The following is a 17481-nucleotide window of genomic DNA, read 5'->3' as shown; positions in this document are numbered from 1 at the left end:
GGTCGGGTCGGGTCGGGTCGGGTCGGGTCGGGTCGGGTCGGGTCGGGTCGGGCTCAGTCGACCCGGTAGGACGCCGACATGTCGCGGTCGCCGAGCCCGGCCTCCGCGGCCCGGGCGAGGTGCTCGCGCGCGCCCGGCACCAGGGTGAGGTCCAGCCCGGCGCCGCGTGCGGCGGCGAGGATGAGGTCGGCGTCCTTGAGGGCGCCGCCGAGGGCGAAGGAGGGCTCGTCGTCGCCGGCGAGCATGGCGCCGCCCTTGAGCTGCACGTAGGGCGCGTCGAGCGCCCCTCCCTCGACGGCCTCCAGGAAGAGTGCCGGGTCGAGGCCGAGCTCACGGGTCAGGCGCAGCGACTCCGCCACCCCCTCGAGCACGGTGAGCACCCAGGCGTTGGCCGCCATCTTCAGCCGGGAGCCCGCGCCGGCGGCGCCGAGCCACATCGTGCGGCTGCCCACGGCGTCGAGGACCGGGGCGATCCGGTCACGGGCGTCGTCGGGCCCGGAGGCCAGCACCACCAGGGCGCCGGCCTCGGCCGGTCCGCGGGTGCCGAGCACGGGGGCGTCGACCAGGGTGAGACCGAGCTCCTCGGCCAGGGCGACGAGCCGGTCGGAGCCCTCGACGCCGACAGTGCTCTGCTGGACCCAGACGGCGTCGTCGCCCATCGACGGCGCGACCTCGCGCACCACCGACTCCACGCTGTCGAGGTCGTAGAGCATGGTCACGACGACGTCGGCCCCGTCGACGGCCGCGGCGGCCGACGACGCCACCGTGGCGACGTCGGCCAGCGGCTCGGCCCGCTCGCGGGTGCGGTTCCAGACCGTGGTCGCCAGCCCCGCGGCGGCGATGTTGCGCGCCATGCCTGCGCCCATGACGCCGGTGCCGAGCACGGCCACGCGGGGCCCGGAGCCCGGCGACGGGGCGGGGACGTCGCTCGCGGCGGGTGCGGGGGTGCTGCTCTGCTCGCTCATGGCGCCACGCTAGGTCGCTCGCGCGCCCGAGCCGCTCACCCCTCCGGACGACCGCCGGGCGCCGGCGGCTCGGGCAGGGGCGTGCCTCCCCCGAAGCCGCTGGCCACCCCCACCGCGTCGAGCACGACGTACGGCGTGAGCGCACTCACCGCCCCGCGCGCCAGCGCCCGGTCTCCCCCGGCGAGGTGCTCCGCGGCCCGGCCGGCGACGACCACGAGGTTGCCGGCGCGGCGGCCCTTCAGCGTCGGCGGCTCGGCGCTCAGCGTGAGGTGCGGCAGGTGCACCCGCAGGCCGGCCAGCACGTCGCGGGTGTGGGCGAAGGGCGTGCGGTCGCTGAGGTTGAGCAGGGCCAGGCCGTCGGGCGCCAGGGCGCGGGCGACCAGGGCGAAGGCGGCCGGCGTGACGAGGTCGGCGGGCACCCGGCCGGCGGCGTACGCGTCGAGCACCACGAGGTCGAAGGCGCCCTCACGGAGCTCCGCCAGGCCGGTGCGGCCGTCGACGGGGCGCACCTTGATGCCGCTGCGCCGCGGCAGCGGGAGCCGCTCGCGCACCAGCGCGGTGAGCGCGGTGTCGGGCTCGAGCACGACCTGGCTCGACCGGGGGCGGGTGTGGGCGACGTAGCGCGGAAGGGTCAGCCCCGCCCCGCCGACGTGCACGACGCGCAGCGGCGCCCCGGGCCCGCCGTGGGCGTCGACGACGTCGCCCATGCGGCGCACGTAGCCGAACTCCAGGCGCGAGGGGTCGTCGAGGTCGACGTGGGACTGGTCGCGGCCGCCGACGCGCACCAGGAAGGTCCGCGCGCGCTCGGTGGCCACCACCTCGGCGACCTCGGCCGCCTCGGCCACTCCGGCCACTCCGCCCGGTCCGGCCGGCTCGCCCGACGGCGCCTGTGATCCCACACCGGCCAACCTAGGCGGTGCCCGCTTCGGCCCCTCGGTACCCTCCCCGGCATGGGCATGATGAAGAAGATGGGCAAGCTCGGCGTCGCGAAGCTGATCTACGACGAGGCGCGCAAGCCGGAGAACCAGGCACGCATCAAGGCGGCTGCCGCCAAGGTGCAGACGACCGTGCAGGAGCGCCGGGCCAAGCGGCCGCGCTGAGCGCACGCACCGCGCACCGCGCGGACCCCGACCCGCAGGACGCCGGCACCCGGCCGGCACCGGACCTGCCCCAGACCAGCACCAGACGAGCGCCAGACGAGCACCGAGGAGAGCCGATGATCTTCATCACCGCGAAGTTCCAGATCAAGCCCGAGCACGCCGAGGACTGGCCCGAGATCTCGCGGCCCTTCACCGAGGCCACCCGCGCCGAGGAGGGCTGCCTGTGGTTCGACTGGTCGCGCAGCCTCGACGACGCCCACGAGTACGTGCTGGTGGAGGCCTTCCGCGACGGTGACGCCGGTGGCGCCCACGTCTCCTCCGACCACTTCAAGCAGGCCCAGCAGGACCTGCCGCCCTACCTCGTCTCCACCCCCAGGATCGTGAGCCTCGAGGCCCCCGGCACCGACTGGTCCGAGCTGGGCGAGATGCAGGTCGGCTGACCGCGACTCCCCCGCGTCCTCCTCAGCGCTCCCGTGCCTCGCGGCCGGGGGCGCTGAGGTCGTAGTGGGCCAGCTTGCGGTACATCGTGGCGCGGCTGACCCCCAGCTCGCGGGCCGCCGCCGTCACCGTCGCCCCCGGCCGGGCCAGCGCCCGGGCGATCTCCTCGCGCTCGACCGACTCCAGGCGCGTCAGGCGGTGGCCGCCGGCCCCCCTCAGGTCGGCGGGCAGGTGGCGCACGTCGACGACGTCGGTGACACGGCCGGCGTCGCGCACCACCCGCGCGAGCTGGTCGACGTTGTCGGGCCACGACGCGTCGCGCAGCACGCGCTCGGCGGCGGGGGTGAAGCGGAGGTCGCGGCCACGGTGGCGCCGTCCCAGGTGTGCGGCCAGCGGCACGACGTCCTCGGGGCGCTCCCGCAGCGGCGGCACCCCGACGACCGCGCCCACCAGTGGGGCCAGCGACGCGGGCACGTCGTGGAGGTCCTGCGCGGTGAGCACCAGCCGGGTCGCGGTGGCGGCACCGCCACGCGCGCCGGTCGCGGCGAGCAGGTCGCGCAGCCGCTCGGCGGCCCACAGCGGGAGGGTGTCGACGTCGGCGACGACGAACCCCGTGCCGGCCTTGCCCAGCTCGGGGGTCCACAGGTCGAGCCAGGCGTCGACGTCGCGCGGGTCGGGCGGGGTCGCACTGAGGATCCGGTCGCGCGGGCTGACCTGCCGCAGCGCCTGGGCACCGAGCGTCGCCCGCCCCGATCCCGGCTCCCCGAGCACGAGCACGACGTGCCCGGCCGCGAGCCCGGCGGCCGCCTCGGCGACAGGTGCGTTCCAGGCCGCCGAGAGCGCGGCGGCCAAGGTCGACGAGCCGCTGACCGCGCGGGCCGACTCCACGCGGTAGACCTGACCGCGCGGTTGCGGGCGGGGCGAGCGGCCCTGCGAGCGGGCCAGCATGAGGGCGGCGGTCGTGCCGGCCGCCGACTGGGCGAGCGCGAGCAGCAGGTCGCTGGAGGAGCGCGACCAGGTCGTGAGGTTGACGCTCCCCTCGAGCCGCCCGGTCACCGGGTCGTGCACGGGCACCGCGGCGCAGGTGTAGCCGCACAGGCTGGCGCTGTAGTGCTGCTCGGCGTGCACGAGGGTCGGCACCCGGTCGGCCAGCGCCAGCGCCAGCCCGTTGGTGCCGGCGTCGCGCTCGGAGAAGGCGAACCCCGGTGCGAGGTGCACCCGGTCGAGGGCGCGCAGCAGGGTGCTGTCACCGCAGAGCCGGTCGAGCACCAGACCCTCGTGGTCGGTGAGCATCAGCGAGACCGGCTCCGAGGCCAGGGTGGCGTGCAGGCCGCCAAGCACCTCGCGCCCGCATTCGAAGAAGAGCGACTCGGTGTCGACGGCACCGGCGAAGGCGGGGTCGACCTCGTCGAGGGGCACGCCGTAGTCCTCGCTGCGCTGCCAGCTGGCCAGCACCCGCTCGGGCACCGGACCGCCCGGTGCGACCTGGCGCGCGCGCAGAGGCACCACCTCGTCGTCCACGCCCCACCTCCCCGTCGTGTGACCCACGTTACGTCGGGGTCGCCGCGGGCAGCAGGCCCCGCTGTCTCAGATTGAGACACGGCACCCCTCGGCGACACCCCCGTCGGCTGCCTACCGTCGACCCAGACCAGGTGTGACACCCGTCACCCGTCCAGAGGGGATCGAGCATGTACAGCAAGAACGGTGAGGACTTCTACATCGTCGACGCGCACATCGCGCTGTGGGACGCGCGGCCGGAGAACCAGCGCAACATCCACGGCAAGCAGTTCATCGACTGCTTCTACGACTACCACCGCAACCTCAGCCCCGAGTCGGAGCAGTGGGGCTACGAGGAGTACCTCTACCAGGGCGGCGAGCGGCTGATGAAGGACGTCTTCACCGACGGCTACGCCGACCACGCGATCTTCCAGCCGGCCTACCTCAAGGAGTTCTACAACACCGGCTTCGGTCAGTCCGAGGAGGCCTTCGCCCTCGCCCAGGCCCACCCCGACAAGCTCACCTACAACCACAACTTCGACCCGCGCAACGGCGAGCAGGGCCTCGAGCAGCTCCACGCCGACGCCGAGAAGTACGGCCTCAAGGGCGTGAAGCTCTACACCGCCGAGTGGCACGGCGACTCACGCGGCTGGAAGCTCGACGACCCGTGGGCGGTGCGCTACTTCGAGGCGTGCCGGGAGCTGGGCATCCGCAACATCCACGTGCACAAGGGCCCCACGATCCGTCCGCTCGACCGCGACGCCTTCGACGTGGCCGACATCGACCACGTCGCCAGCGACTTCACCGACCTCAACTTCATCGTCGAGCACGTGGGCCTCCCCCGCCTGGAGGACTTCTGCTGGATCGCCACCCAGGAGCCCAACGTCTACGGCGGGCTCGCGGTCGCGATGCCGTTCATCCACACCCGGCCGAAGTACTTCGCCCAGATCATGGGCGAGCTCCTCTACTGGATCGGGGAGGACCGGATCCTCTTCTCCAGCGACTACGCCATCTGGACCCCGAAGTGGCTGGTGGAGTCGTTCGTGGACTTCCAGATCCCCGCGGAGCTCGGCGAGTACGCCCCGATCACCCTGGAGCAGAAGAAGAAGATCCTCGGGCTCAACGCCGCCAAGCTCTACGACCTCGACGTGCCCGCGCGACTGCGGCTGCCCGACGCCGACGAGACCGCGACCGGTCCGCGCGAGCCCGAGCGGGCCGACCTGGCGGCCGTGTGATGGCGCCCGCGACCCTGACCACGCGCGTGCGGCTCGACCCCTCTCCGGGGGCCGGGCCCGACGAGGAGCGCGTCCGCCGGGCCATGGACGTCGTCATCGACCCCGAGCTCGACGAGCCGATCACCGACCTGGGCTTCGTGCGCAGCGTCGAGGTCGGCGCGGGCGGGCCCACCGACGTCACCGTCCACCTGCGGCTGCCCACGTCCTTCTGCTCGCCCAACTTCGCCTACCTCATGGCCTCCGACGCCAAGGACGCGGTCAGCGCGCTGCCCGGCGTCGGGCGGGTGGTCGTCGAGCTCGACGACCACCACGACTCGGCGATCATCAACGCCGGCCTCGCCACCGACGCGGGCTACCGCGGCACGTTCCGCCACGAGGCCGAGCAGGACCTCGACGAGCTGCGCGAGACCTTCCGGCGCAAGGCCCACACCGCCGCGATGGAGCGGGCCCTGACCGGTCTGCTGCGCTCGCGCAGCGACCTCGAGGAGGCCCGCGTCGGCGACGTCGTGCTCGGCGACCTCCCCGACGACGAGGTCACCCGCTCGCTGCTGCGCCGCAGGAGCGAGATCGGGCTGGACAACGACCCGGCCTCGCCGGTGCTCGTCGACGCGCACGGCACGCCGTACGCCGAGGGCGACGTGCCGATGGCGCTGCGCCGCGCCCGCTCGACGCGTATCTCGATCGACGGCAACGCCCACTTCTGCCGCGGCCTGCTCGCCACCCGCTACCCCGGCTCCGAGGCCGACCAGAGCGAGCGACCCGACCCCGAACGGACGTTCGTGCCGCTCACCGAGATCACCACCCGCCCCACCACCAGCACGAAGGAGCTCCCCGCATGAGCACGATGCGCGCCGTCCAGGTGGTCGGCTACCACCAGGACCTGCAGATGACCGAGGTCCCCAAGCCCGAGCCCACCGGCCCCTTCGACGTCGTCGTGCGGATCGGGGGCGCCGGGGTGTGCCGCACCGACCTGCACATCCTCGAGGGGCAGTGGGCCGAGAAGTCCCAGGTGCAGCTGCCCTACACGATCGGCCACGAGAACGCCGGCTGGGTGGAGGCGGTCGGCAGCGCGGTCAGCCACGTCGTCGAGGGCGACAAGGTGATCATGCACCCGCTCGTGACCTGCGGCCTGTGCCGCGCCTGCCGCTCGGGCGACGACGTGCACTGCGAGACCAGCCAGTTCCCGGGCATCGACACCCACGGCGGCTACGCGGAGTACCTCAGGACCACGGCGCGCAGCGTCGTGCGCATCGACGACTCGCTCGAGCCCTCCGACGTGGCCGCCCTCGCCGACGCCGGCCTCACCGCCTACCACGCGGCGGCCAAGGCCGCCCGCCGGCTCACGCCGCGCGACCGCTGCGTCGTCATCGGCGCCGGCGGACTGGGCCACATCGGCATCCAGGTGCTCAAGGCGCTGAGCCCGGCCGAGCTGATCGTCGTCGACCGCAACCCCGACGCGCTCAAGCTGGCCCTCACCATCGGGGCCGACCACGGCGTCGTCGCCGAGGGCCGCCAGGTGGAGGAGGTGCTCGACCTCACCGGCGGGCACGGCGCCGAGGTGGTCGTCGACTTCGTCGGCGAGAACGGGTCGACGGCCGAGGGCCTGGCGATGACCCGCCAGGCCGGCGACTACCACGTGGTGGGCTACGGCGAGAACATCGACGTGCCGACCATCGACCTGATCTCCTCGGAGAAGAACATCATCGGCAACCTGGTCGGCTCCTACAACGACCTGTGCGACCTGATGGCCCTCGCCGCCCGTGGCGACGTCACGCTGCACACCCAGAAGTACGCCCTCGACGACTTCCAGAGCGCCATCGACGACCTCGACGCCGGTCGCGTGCGCGGTCGGGCCATCCTCACGCCCGAGGGGATCTGACGTGAAGGGCCTGCTGGGCATCGGCACCTCCGTGGGACTGCTGGCCGGGGCGTGGACCTGGGTCAGCGTCGAGGCCGGACTGATCACCTGGATCGCCTTCGTCGCCTGGGCCTGCTTCTTCGCCGCCGGCGGCGGCACCGAGGGGCTGCGCAAGGGCCTGGCCGCCAACCTGGCCGGGCTGGCCTGGGGCTACGTCATCAGCCTCGTGCTGGAGCTGGACTCCGCCACCTGGGTGCTCGCGCTCTCGGTGACCGTGGTCGGCTTCATCCTCTGCGTCGAGTCCGCCTGGTCGGTGCTGTCGTTCATCCCGGGGGCCTTCGCCGGCACGGCCGTCTTCTTCGGCTCCGCCTTCGACCTCACCGGGAGCCTCGTCGCGATCCTCGCCGGAGCCGCCCTCGGCCTGGTCTCGGCCCTGCTCGGCGCCCGCATCCAGGCAGCCGTCGACCACCACGGCAGCGGGGTGCGTCCCGCTGCCGGCCCCACTCCCGGCGCCCCGGCGCCGGCCTGACCCGTCCCCCGGAGGAGACACATGATCCACAACACGGCGCGCTTCACCGTGCGTCCCGAGCACGCCGACGACTGGCCCGAGATCGCGCGGGCCTTCACCGAGGCGACCCGGGCCGAGCCCGGCTGCCTGTGGTTCCACTGGTCGCGCGACGTCGACGACCCGTGCCAGTACCTGCTGCTGGGCGCGTTCCGCGAGGACGCGGCCGCCGACCACGTCGGCTCCGCGCACTTCCAGGAGGCTCAGCGCACGCTCCCGGCGTACCTGCAGCAGACCCCCACGATCCTCGGCGTCGTCGTCGAGGACCGCGAGTGGGTGGAGCTGGGCGAGATGAGGGTGCCCGACGCCACCTAGGCGTCCCGGGCCCCTGCGGGGCACGTGCTCACCCGGCCGCGGCCGCCAGCTCCTCGGCGGCCGCGGCCGCGGTGTCGGCGAGGGCGGCGAGGTCGGGGGCACCCGCGGCGTCCACCGGCACCGGCCGCTCCTCCGAGACCCGCTGCTGCCACAGCTGCACCGCGACGACGCGCGACGCCGCCTCCTCGACCCGCTCGCGCGGGAGGCGACCCTCCTCGATCGCCCGGGTCAGGGTGCGATGGGTGCGGGCGGTGTCGGCCGGCATCAGCAGCAGGTCGGCACCCGCCGCGAGCGCGGTCACCGCAGGCTCCTCGCGCCCGGCCACCGCACCCATGCCTAGGGAGTCGGTGATCGCGACGCCCTCGAAGCCGAGCTCCTCGCGCAGCAGGTCGTAGGTCTCCGGCGCGAGGCTCGCCGGCACCCCGGGGGCGACCGCGTCGACGGCGACGTGGCTGACCATGATCGACGGCGCCTCGTGCAGCACCGCCTTGGCGAAGGGGCGCAGGTCACGGTCGGCCAGCTCCGCCATGCTCACGTCGAGCTCCGGCAGCGCGACGTGGCTGTCGACGCTCACGGCGCCGTGGCCGGGGAAGTGCTTGGGGGTCGAGACGACGCCGGCCCGGTCGTAGCCCGCCACGGCGGCCGCCACCGCGAGGGCGGCCGTGGCGGGGTCGGTCGACGGCGACCGCGAGCCGATGGTCGGGTCGCCGGCGCCGATCGTGACGTCGGCGACCGGGGCGAAGACCCAGGTGAAGCCGAGACCGCGCAGCTCCATGGCCAGGGCGTCGGCGGCGGCGCGCACCACGGCGCGACCCGGCTTCTCCCCCGCGGCCACCGCGTCGCCCGCGGCGGCGAAGGCCGGGAAGTCGGTGGCCACCCCCGACAGGTGGGAGACCAGCCCGCCCTCCTGGTCGACGCCGACGACCGGCGGGAAGCCGCGGCCGTCGGCGCTCACGGCCGCCTCGACGGCCGCGGTGGTGGCCCTCACCTGCGCGGCGTCGACGACGTTCTCGGCCGTCACCGACACCCCCGCCAGGTGGTGCTCGGCGACGAGGTCGGCCGCGACCTCCGGGTCGGTGCCGGCGTAGCGGCCCACGACGACCTGGCCGGCGAGCCGCTCGGCGTCCCACCCCGCGACCAGCGCCCTGGCCTGCTCGACCTCGCCACGTGTCGGGCCCCAGCCGGTGGGCTCCGCCGAGTCCTCCGAGGACACGTCTCCGGCCGCGCCGGACCCGCTGGAGGGCACCGTGGTGCCCGGTGTCGCGGCGCTGCCGGTCGGCCCCGCCGGGGTGCCGGTGGCACCACAGCCCGCCAGCACGAGGGCGCTCAGCGCCAGCGCGCACAGGCCCGCCGGGCGCGCGGACGGCCGCGGGTGCAGGGCCGTGGAGGGACGGGAGGTGGAGGGAGGACGCAGCACCCGGCCGAGGCTAACCGCGGGGGCCTCAGAGCCCGCAATGGGTGGCGAAGAAGCCCCGCAGCGCCGCGCGGGTGGCGTCGGGCAGCGGCAGGTAGAACGACGCCGCCGCAGGCAGCCCCGGGCCGCCCACCCGCACGCCGACCAGGGTGCCGACCTTGTCCTCGGCCAGCGCGTGGGGGTCGCAGCGGCTCGGCACGAGCCGCAGCCGCACCTGCTCGGGCGGCCCGGTGGCCAGGCGCACCCGCACCCCCGAGCCGACCGAGGCCGATCCCTCGGCCTGGCGGAAGAGCACCGTGTCCTCGAAGCCGCGGAACACCGTCACGGGGCGCGCTGCGCCGGTGGGGCGCAGCGTCACGTCGAGCTCCAGCACCGAGCCCCGCCCGCGGCCCACCACCCGCGGCTCGCCCACCTCGAGGTCGGCCGCGTCGGCGAGCCGCTGCGCCGCGCAGTCGCGGTCGAGGAAGAGCCCGACCGCGCCGTACCGGTCCTCGGCGGTGGTCGTCGACTCCACCGGTGGGCCGCCGTCGACGCGGTAGGTGAGGCTCACCGTGGCGTCGGATCCCGTGCCGCAGCGTGCGAGCGGCAGGGCGACGGGCAGGTCGGCCTCGTTGAGGAAGGTCTTCTCCCCGGTCCAGGTCGTGGTGGCGAAGCGCTCGGAGCCCACCTCGGCCCGCAGCGCGGTCAGCTCGTGGTCGGTGGAGTCCACCAGGCGCACGAATACCTCGCGGCCCTGCCGCTCGAGGCGGGACTGGTCGACGTAGGCCGTCAGCCCGTCGGGCCAGGGCGCCGACCCGACCGGCTGAGCCGAGGCCGCGTCACCCGGCGAGGGTGCGCCCGGGCCGGGGGCCCCGTCGGCGCAGCCCGAGGCGGCGCCGAGCACGAGCGACACCACCACCGACGCGAGCCACGGGCGCCCGCGCCCGACCGCGAGCCTCACAGGTGGTCGGGCACGATCAGCGCGTCGGGGTCCTGGCGCACCGGCATGGCCTCCAGCGCGGCCCGGGTCAGGTCGACGGCACCACTCACCAGGCGCCGCCTGCGCCGCTCGGACAGCCGGTCCCACGCGCCCGGCCGTCGGTGCTCCATGAGCTCGCCGGTGGCGCGCTCGGCCGCCTCGGCGAGCTCGGCGTCGCTGAAGACCGGCCGACTGCCGACCGTGGGGCGCTCGGGCAGCGCGGTGAGCACCGGGAGCACGACGTCGCCCGCGGCGACCTTGGCGCGGTAGCTCCTCTCCCGCGGCAGCCGGGCCCAGGCGGTCGCGAGGTCGCCACGCCCCCAGGGCGGGCGCGTCGCCGACCACAGCCTGCGCGCGACGGCGTCGACCGCGACGGTCATCTCGTGCTCGGTGAACCTCATGCCCCGATTCTGGACCACCGGCGCCGGCGCCGCGCCGGGCGCGGCCGCCCGGTCGGGCACCGGGACGGGAAACACCCCCCGGGACGGGTCCCGGGGGGTGCTTGTCGCAACCTGCTCCCCCCGAAAGCGGGAACGCTCAGAGGCAGCAGGCAGCCCTAGGTTCACCCGGAGATGCGGGTGATCCATCACCCGCCAGGTGTGAGCCTGTAGGGCCCTTACAGAAGACCACCCCGTCGCCGGCCGCGCCAGGGGCTCGCGCGGATCCGGTCCTTCGGGGTGAGGGGATCAGGCCTCGCGGGCCCGATCCTCCTGCGGAGCCTGCGCCGGCACCCGGTCCAGCACCCGGTCGAGCACGGCGGTGGCCACCTGGTCGGGGCACTCGTCGGGGGTCCAGTGCGAGGCACCCTCGAGCGCGACGAAGCGGTAGTCGGCGCGCACGTGGGCCCCGCACGCGTGCGCCGCGGTGGGTGAGGTGGCCAGGTCGTCGGCGCCCCACAGGAACGTCGTCGGCACCGTGACCGGCGGAGTGGCGGCGAGGTCGCCGTCCATGGCGCGGTACCACCCCAGCGCCGGGGTGAGGGCGCCCGAGCGCATCAGGTCGACGTAGGCCTCCACGTCGGGCGCGGCGACCGCGCCGCCGTAGAGCGCGCGCAGCCCGCGGGCGTCGTCGTCGAGCAGGGAGGCCTCGCCGCGGCCCGGCTCGCGGAAGACGCGGATGTAGGCCGAGCGGCGCTGCTGCTCGGGGTCCTCGCGCAAGGCCGCCCCGAAGGCCGCGAGGTGGGGCACCGAGAGCGCGGTCAGCGTGCGCAGCCGCTCGGGGTGCCGCGCGGCGAGCGCCCACGCGACCGAGGCGCCCCAGTCGTGGCCGACCAGGTGGAAGGGGCCCGTGTCCAGGGCGTCGGCCACCGCCAGCACGTCGGCGACCAGGCGCGGCACGGCGTACGCCGCCACCGCGGCGGGCCGGGCCCCCGGGGAGTAGCCGCGCTGGTCGGGCGCCACGAGGCGCAGGCCGTGCCCGGCGAGACGCCCGACGACCCGGTCCCAGCTGCGCGCCGACTGCGGGAAGCCGTGCAGCAGGAGCACCGGCACGCCGTCGGCGGGCCCGGCGAGGTGGACGTCGAGGTCGATCGGGCCGTGGTCGGGGTCGTCGACGACCACCGTGGTCGACGCGTCGAAGGCGCTCATGGGCCGAGCATGGCATCCCGACGCGGGCGCCACCACCGACGACCGCGGGCCCCGGCCGTGGCCGCCCGGCCCACGCAGACGCCACACCCCCGACCGTGACAGCAGCGCTGTCACGGACAGTGCCATGATGGCGCCATGAGCGACATCGACGTCCTGGAGCGCATCCTCGCCGAGCGGTGGAGCTGCCGCGGCTACCTGCCCGACCCCGTCGACGACGCGGTGGTCGAGCGGCTGCTGCTCGCCGCGCAGCGCACGCCGTCGTGGTGCAACACCCAGCCCTGGCAGGTGCACGTGGTCTCCGGCGACGCCGCACGCGCGCTGAGCGCGCGCATGCTCGCCTCCTTCGACGGCGCCGGCAGCGACTTCCCCTTCCCCGAGACCTACACCGAGGAGCGGCAGGCGCGACGACGCGAGAGCGGCTGGCAGCTCTACGACGCCGTCGGGATCGCCAAGGGCGACCGGGAGCGCTCCTTCGCGGAGGGGCTGCGCAACTTCGAGCTCTTCGGCGCCCCCCACGTCGCCGTCGTGACGACCGCCGCCGAGCTCGGCACCTACGGCGCGGTCGACTGCGGGCTCTACGTGCAGACCTTCCTGCTCGCGGCCCACGCCCTCGGCCTCGGCGCCTGCGCCCAGGCCGCCCTGGCGGGGCAGTCGCCGCTGCTGCACGAGGTGCTCGACCTGGCCGAGGACCGCCGCGTGGTCTGCGGCATCTCCTTCGGCCACCCCGACCCCGGGCACCCCACGGCGTCCTACCGCACCACGCGGGCCCCGCTGGAGGAGGTCGTCACGCGCGTCACGAGTCTCGACGGGGCTGCGCACCACTCCTAGGTCGGCAGCCAGGACACCTGCCCGGCGAGCACGGCGTAGCCGACGAAGGCGCCGATGTCGAGCAGGGTGTGGGCCACCACCAGCGGCATCACCCGGCCCCACCGGCGGTAGAGCCAGCCGAAGAGCAGGCCCATGACGAGGTTGCCCACGAAGCCGCCGAGGCCCTGGTAGAGGTGGTAGCTCCCCCGCAGCACGGCGGCCACGACGATCGCCGTCAGGTCGCCCAGGCCCAGCTGACGCAGCCGCACCAGCACGTAGCCGAGGACCAGCACCTCCTCCACGACGGCGTTCTCCAGCGCCGAGAGCACCAGCACGGGGATGTGCCACCACACGTCGGGCAGGTTGTCCGGCACCACCGTGAGGCTCAGGCCCAGGGCGTGCATCACGAGGTAGAAGGCGACCCCGACCGACCCGACGCCGGCGGCGATCGCGGCGCCGCGCGCGAGGTCGAGCCCGGTCAGCCACGCTCCCCCGCGGGCCCACAGCTCACGCAGACCGACGCCGGAGCGCACCAGGAGGTAGCCCGCCAACAGCACCGGCACGAGCGAGAAGCCGAAGGCCAGCAGCTGGTAGGCCAGGTCGAACCACGGTCGCTGGGGGGCGTAGGAGCCGTTCATCGACGCCGTCTGGCCCGCGAGCCCGCCGGGGGCGGTCGCCGCCTCGAGCAGGTTGACCACCGAGTAGACGGCCGAGCGGCCCAGCGAGAGCGCCAGCACCACGACCAGCTCGACGAGCAGCAATCGGCGGCTCAGCGGTCCTCCCGGGCTCCGCGGCGCCGGCACGGCGGTCGAGCCGGGCACCTCGGCGCCCCGGGCGGCCCGGCCGCGGGGGCCGGGGGCGGGCCCACCAGCGGGGTCGGGAGTGGGGTCGGGGGACGGGCCGGGCCCGTCGGTGTGCGTCGCCACGGGCGCCACCCTGCCACCCGCAGGTGAGGGGCGGCTGAGAGCGGGCGTGGCAGGGTGGACGGCACGCACCTCGTCTACTCGGAACGGGAGCACACCCATGCACGACCCCGCACACCCCTCGTCCCAGGCCCCCGGCAGCGACACCACGGCGTCGCCCCACCCGGCCTCGCCTCCCCCCGCCACCACCCGGCGCAGGCTGCTCGGCGGCTCGGGCGCGCTGGCCGCCGGAGCCGTCGGCGCCACGGTCTCCGGCGGGTCCGCCGCCGTGGCCGGCCCCGGTCGGGGACCCGGCCCGTCGGGCGTCCTCGACACCGCGGAGTGGCCCGACGGGCCCGGGCGCCCGCTGCGCGCCCAGCGCGCCGACCGCGACCTGCGCGCGATCATGGCCGAGGTCGACCCCGACCGGATCCGTGCCATCGTGGAGAAGCTGGTGTCCTTCGGCACCCGGCACACCCTGTCGAGCCAGGACGACCCCGAGCGCGGCATCGGCGCGGCCCGCGACTGGATCGCCGCCGAGATGCGCCGCTACGCCGCGCGCTCGGGCGGACGGATGAGCGTCACGGTCCCGTCGTACGTGCAGGAGCCGGCCTCGCGCATCCCCGCGCCGACCCGGATCAGCAACGTCGTGGCGCGTCTGGAGGGCTCCTCGGATCCCGGACGGGTCTACGTCGTCTCCGGTCACTACGACTCGCGTGCCACCGACGTCATGGACGCCACCTCCGACGCCCCCGGCGCCGACGACGACGCCAGCGGCGTGGCCGTGGCCATGGAGCTCGCCCGCATCATGGCCACCCGGCGCCCGGCCGCGACCATCCTCTTCGCAGCCGTGGCCGGCGAGGAGCAGGGCCTCTACGGCTCCACGTTCCTGGCCCGCCAGCTCACCGAGGAGGGCGCCGACGTCCAGGGCATGTTCACCGACGACATCGTCGGCAGCAGCCGCGCCGACGACGGCGAGCGCGACCGGCGCAGCGTGCGGCTCTTCGTGCAGGGCGTGCCGACGAGCGAGGACGAGGCGCGCGCCGCGACCCGGCTCTCGATCGGCGGGGAGAACGACTCCCCCACGCGCCAGCTCGGCCGCTTCGTCGCCGAGGTCGCCGACCCGCGCCTGACCGGCATGGAGGTGCGCCTGGTCTACCGCCTCGACCGCTACCTGCGCGGCGGCGACCACCGACCCTTCCTCGAGGCGGGCTACCCCGCGGCCCGCTTCACCGAGCCGGCCGAGGACTTCGCCCACCAGCACCAGGACGTGCGGGTCGAGGACGGCGTGCAGTACGGCGACCTGGTGCGCTTCTGCGACATGGACTACATCGCCGGCGTCACCCGGGTCAACGCCGCCGCACTGTGGTCGCTGGCCCAGGCCCCGGGCGTGCCGCGCGACGTGGTGGTGGACACCACCGCGCTGACCAACGACAGCACCCTGAGCTGGTCGCCCGGGTCGGGCGAGACCGCGTCAAACGAGGTCGTGTGGCGCCCGACCCCCGAGCCGCTGTGGCAGCACGTCGTCGCGGTGCGGGGCACGAGCGCGACCCTGGACCTGTCGAAGGACAACGTCGTGCTCGGGGTGCGCGCCGTGGGGCCCGACGGCCACCGCAGCCCCGCGGTGTTCCCGTTCCCCGCACCCGCCTGACCGGTCGCCCGCAGGCGCCCCGGCAAGCGGGTCCGCCCGGGTGAGCGCAGGCCCCTGCGGGCCGTGGTGGTGTGGCACCTCACCCGCGCGGCCGTCCCCGGCCGCCCCACCACGACCCGCAGGAGTCCTCGTGACCGCACCCCACCGCGACGCGCCCACCGGGGCGGACGCCGGCCACGACCCGCGCCACGCGCAGCGCGCCGTCGAGCTCGCGCTGCTCAACGTCGACCAGGGCGGCAAGCCCTTCGCCTGCGTGGTGGTCGACGCCGCGACGGGCGGGGTGGTCGTGGAGGCGGCCAACCAGGTCGCCCAGTCCGGCGACCCGACCGCCCACGCCGAGATCACCGCGATCCGCGACCTCGCCGCCCGGGGGCGCTCCGACCTCGAGGGCTGCGACGTCTACGTCACCGCCTACCCCTGCCCCATGTGCCTCGGCGCGCTCTACTACGCCGCACCCGACCGGGTGCTCTTCGGCGCGACCCGCGAGCAGGAGGGCGAGCACTACGAGGACGGTGGCCGCTGGATGACCCTGGCGAGCTTCTACGACGAGTACGCCCGGGAGCCCGCGGACCGCAGCCTGCCCTCGGCCCAGGTGGCGGTCGAGGACCCGACCGCGCCGTTCCGTGCCTGGTCGGAGCGCCACGGCTGAGGCCGTCTGCCTTCACTCCGACGCAGTGAAGCCTCAGGCTTGACCGGCCACGTGGATCAGGCCGGGCGGATGAAGCCAGGCGGATCAGGCCAGGTGGATCAGTGCGGCGCCGCCGAGGGCGAGCAGCCAGCTGGCGAAGCTGCCGATGAGGAAGTACTCGGTCACGTCGCTCGGCCCGTCGGCGGGCAGCCCCGGGTCGCGCTGGGCGCGCTGCAGCTCGGGGAACCGCAGCAGCCCCTTGGCCGCCACGACGATGGCGGCCGCGGTGAGCTCGCCCAGCGCTCCCAGGCCGGTCAGGAAGACGCGCTCCATCGGGCCCAGCACGCGCCCGCCCTTGAGCTGCTTCTCCCCCGAGGTCGCGGGCACGCCGACGGCGTCGAGCAGGAGGCGGACCAGGATGTTGGCCGTCACCAGCTGCGCGAGCACCACACCGGTGGCGACCAGGAGGTCGGCGGCGGGCCAGCGCGCGAGGAGCGTGGCGTCCAGGCGGGCGGGCCAGACCGGCTCCGAGCCCACCAGCTGCACCCCCAGCACGGCGACGGCGGCGCCGGCCACCGGCGCCGCGAAGGCGACCACCCGCGCGTGCGAGCGCGACCGGGCGGGGAGCTCGACGTCCATCGCCCGCGCCGACGCCAGCAGCCAGACCACGAGCGCGACGGCCAGCAGGAGGAAGAGGGCGACGACCTCGCCCGCCCCGAGGTCGAGGAGCACCAGCCCGACCAGCAGCGGCGCGAGACCCGCGACGAGGCAGCCGAGCAGCCGACCGCGGCTGAGGAGGTCGTGGGAGGGGCGACCGAGGTCGCAGGCCCCCAGGCCCACCAGCCACAGCCCCACCAGCACCAGGCTCACCGCTGCTCCTCCCGACCGGCCCTCGCCGGCCCCGTCGCCGATCCCGCCCCTGAGTCCGCCTCGGTCTCTCCCGCCGCGAAGCTGAGGTGAGCATCGCGCAGCGCACCGACACCCCGGGCGAACTGCTGGCTGACCGCCGACCGCGAGATGCCCTGGTCGGCGGCGATCTCCGCCTGGGAGCGGCCCTGGAGCGCCGCGAGCGCCAGGCTGCGGCCGCGGTCGCCGAGGCGGTCGAGCAGCGCGTCGCGGGTGAGCAGGAAGGCGTTGACCGGGCCGGCGTGGGTGCCGCCGGCCCCGGCGTCGTACCAGGTGCGGCTGGAGGCGCGGCGTGGGCGTCCCAGCACATCGAGGGCCTCGCGGGCGGCCCACCAGCCCGGCCCGTCCTGCAGCAGCGGGGTGCGCTGGTCGTCGTAGACCGTGACCTCGCCGTGGCCCAGACCGCAGCGCACGTCGACGTCGGGCAGCAGGGCCAGGCGCACCAGGGCGGTGGCCAGCACCGCGTCGGCCAGGGTCGTGAAGGCTCCCTGGAGCTCGTCGCCCACGGTCGCCTCGAGGCGCTGCGCCGGGGTCAGGGCGCGGGAGACCTCGGCGAGGACCTCGACGATGCGCCGCTGCGCCGCACCGCGGTCGGGCAGGTCGCGGGAGCCGACGACGTCGCCGATGAGGGTGAAGAGCTGCACCATCGGTCAAGC

General features: G+C 75.3%; 20 protein-coding genes. 10 read left to right on the top strand and 10 right to left on the bottom strand.

Annotated features, from left to right (window positions below; all coding sequences use genetic code 11):
• Positions 1-53 precede the first annotated feature (53 nt).
• The gene (locus LPA27_RS13370) at positions 54-965 is read right to left on the bottom strand and encodes an NAD(P)-dependent oxidoreductase (RefSeq protein ID WP_228942751.1); all 912 of its coding nucleotides are present in this window, start codon (positions 963-965) and stop codon (positions 54-56) included.
• 35 nt (positions 966-1000) lie between these two features.
• The gene (locus LPA27_RS13365) at positions 1001-1864 is read right to left on the bottom strand and encodes a spermidine synthase (RefSeq protein ID WP_228942750.1); all 864 of its coding nucleotides are present in this window, start codon (positions 1862-1864) and stop codon (positions 1001-1003) included.
• Positions 1865-1915: 51 nt separating this feature from the next.
• Here LPA27_RS13365 and LPA27_RS13360 point away from each other — a divergent pair, with 51 nt between their 5' ends.
• Both LPA27_RS13360 and LPA27_RS13355 read left to right on the top strand, forming a co-directional pair.
• Positions 1916-2065: a hypothetical protein gene (locus tag LPA27_RS13360; protein ID WP_165699044.1), complete on the top strand. Its 150-nt coding sequence runs from the start codon at positions 1916-1918 to the stop codon at positions 2063-2065.
• Between the two features lie 116 nt (positions 2066-2181).
• Positions 2182-2505, top strand: coding sequence for a putative quinol monooxygenase (locus LPA27_RS13355; protein WP_056904106.1), 324 nt, complete (start codon positions 2182-2184; stop codon positions 2503-2505).
• A gap of 22 nt (positions 2506-2527) precedes the next feature.
• Here LPA27_RS13355 and LPA27_RS13350 read toward each other — a convergent pair whose 3' ends face one another.
• Positions 2528-4024, bottom strand: a complete 1497-nt coding sequence (locus LPA27_RS13350) for a helix-turn-helix domain-containing protein (RefSeq protein WP_228942749.1) — start codon at positions 4022-4024, stop codon at positions 2528-2530.
• A 167-nt stretch (positions 4025-4191) separates the two neighbouring features.
• Here LPA27_RS13350 and LPA27_RS13345 point away from each other — a divergent pair, with 167 nt between their 5' ends.
• From LPA27_RS13345 to LPA27_RS13325, 5 genes are read left to right on the top strand one after another with little or no spacing between them, the layout of a single operon-like run.
• Positions 4192-5235 carry an amidohydrolase family protein gene (locus LPA27_RS13345; protein WP_228942748.1) on the top strand — a complete coding sequence of 348 codons (1044 nt, stop codon included), beginning with the start codon at positions 4192-4194 and terminating at the stop codon, positions 5233-5235.
• A complete protein-coding gene (locus LPA27_RS13340) occupies positions 5235-6074 on the top strand; it encodes a metal-sulfur cluster assembly factor (RefSeq protein WP_228942747.1) in 840 nt (279 codons plus the stop codon). The genes LPA27_RS13345 and LPA27_RS13340 overlap by 1 nt, the downstream gene beginning before the upstream one ends.
• A complete protein-coding gene (locus tag LPA27_RS13335) occupies positions 6071-7114 on the top strand; it encodes an NAD(P)-dependent alcohol dehydrogenase (RefSeq protein ID WP_228942746.1) in 1044 nt (347 codons plus the stop codon). Before LPA27_RS13340 ends, LPA27_RS13335 begins: the two co-directional genes overlap by 4 nt.
• Before the next feature lies 1 nt (position 7115).
• Positions 7116-7622, top strand: coding sequence for a DUF1097 domain-containing protein (locus LPA27_RS13330; RefSeq protein WP_228942745.1), 507 nt, complete (start codon positions 7116-7118; stop codon positions 7620-7622).
• A gap of 21 nt (positions 7623-7643) precedes the next feature.
• Complete coding sequence (locus LPA27_RS13325) at positions 7644-7973, top strand: putative quinol monooxygenase (RefSeq protein ID WP_056864492.1); 330 nt, start codon at positions 7644-7646, stop codon at positions 7971-7973.
• Between the two features lie 28 nt (positions 7974-8001).
• Here LPA27_RS13325 and LPA27_RS13320 read toward each other — a convergent pair whose 3' ends face one another.
• The 4 genes from LPA27_RS13320 to LPA27_RS13305 form a co-directional block, all read right to left on the bottom strand.
• Positions 8002-9390 carry a glycoside hydrolase family 3 N-terminal domain-containing protein gene (locus LPA27_RS13320; protein ID WP_228942744.1) on the bottom strand — a complete coding sequence of 463 codons (1389 nt, stop codon included), beginning with the start codon at positions 9388-9390 and terminating at the stop codon, positions 8002-8004.
• Positions 9391-9415: 25 nt separating this feature from the next.
• Entirely contained in the window at positions 9416-10327 is a 912-nt protein-coding gene (locus tag LPA27_RS13315; protein WP_228942743.1) for a hypothetical protein, read from the bottom strand.
• On the bottom strand, positions 10324-10746 hold the full coding sequence (locus LPA27_RS13310) for a hypothetical protein (RefSeq protein ID WP_056864495.1): 423 nt from the start codon (positions 10744-10746) through the stop codon (positions 10324-10326). Before LPA27_RS13310 ends, LPA27_RS13315 begins: the two co-directional genes overlap by 4 nt.
• A gap of 285 nt (positions 10747-11031) precedes the next feature.
• Positions 11032-11931, bottom strand: a complete 900-nt coding sequence (locus LPA27_RS13305) for an alpha/beta fold hydrolase (protein WP_267477215.1) — start codon at positions 11929-11931, stop codon at positions 11032-11034.
• A gap of 135 nt (positions 11932-12066) precedes the next feature.
• Between LPA27_RS13305 and LPA27_RS13300 the strand changes: the two genes are divergently transcribed.
• Entirely contained in the window at positions 12067-12759 is a 693-nt protein-coding gene (locus LPA27_RS13300; protein WP_228942742.1) for a nitroreductase, read from the top strand.
• Here the strand turns inward: LPA27_RS13300 and LPA27_RS13295 are convergent.
• On the bottom strand, positions 12756-13664 hold the full coding sequence (locus LPA27_RS13295; protein ID WP_228942741.1) for a CPBP family intramembrane glutamic endopeptidase: 909 nt from the start codon (positions 13662-13664) through the stop codon (positions 12756-12758). The two genes, LPA27_RS13300 and LPA27_RS13295, sit on opposite strands and share 4 nt — an antisense overlap.
• A 97-nt stretch (positions 13665-13761) precedes the next feature.
• Here LPA27_RS13295 and LPA27_RS13290 point away from each other — a divergent pair, with 97 nt between their 5' ends.
• On the top strand, positions 13762-15291 hold the full coding sequence (locus LPA27_RS13290; RefSeq protein ID WP_228942740.1) for a M28 family peptidase: 1530 nt from the start codon (positions 13762-13764) through the stop codon (positions 15289-15291).
• A gap of 130 nt (positions 15292-15421) precedes the next feature.
• Entirely contained in the window at positions 15422-15940 is a 519-nt protein-coding gene (locus tag LPA27_RS13285) for a nucleoside deaminase (RefSeq protein ID WP_228942739.1), read from the top strand.
• Positions 15941-16024: 84 nt separating this feature from the next.
• Here the strand turns inward: LPA27_RS13285 and LPA27_RS13280 are convergent, their stop codons facing one another.
• On the bottom strand, positions 16025-16789 hold the full coding sequence (locus tag LPA27_RS13280) for a hypothetical protein (RefSeq protein WP_228942738.1): 765 nt from the start codon (positions 16787-16789) through the stop codon (positions 16025-16027).
• Entirely contained in the window at positions 16786-17472 is a 687-nt protein-coding gene (locus LPA27_RS13275; RefSeq protein WP_228942737.1) for a SatD family protein, read from the bottom strand. Before LPA27_RS13275 ends, LPA27_RS13280 begins: the two co-directional genes overlap by 4 nt.
• Positions 17473-17481: the final 9 nt, after the last annotated feature.

The organism is Nocardioides sp. Leaf374, from assembly GCF_916862475.1.
GTDB lineage: Bacteria > Actinomycetota > Actinomycetes > Propionibacteriales > Nocardioidaceae > Nocardioides > Nocardioides kribbensis.
Note: the sequence above shows the minus strand (reverse complement) of the source record. Positions and strands in the feature narration are given on the sequence as shown.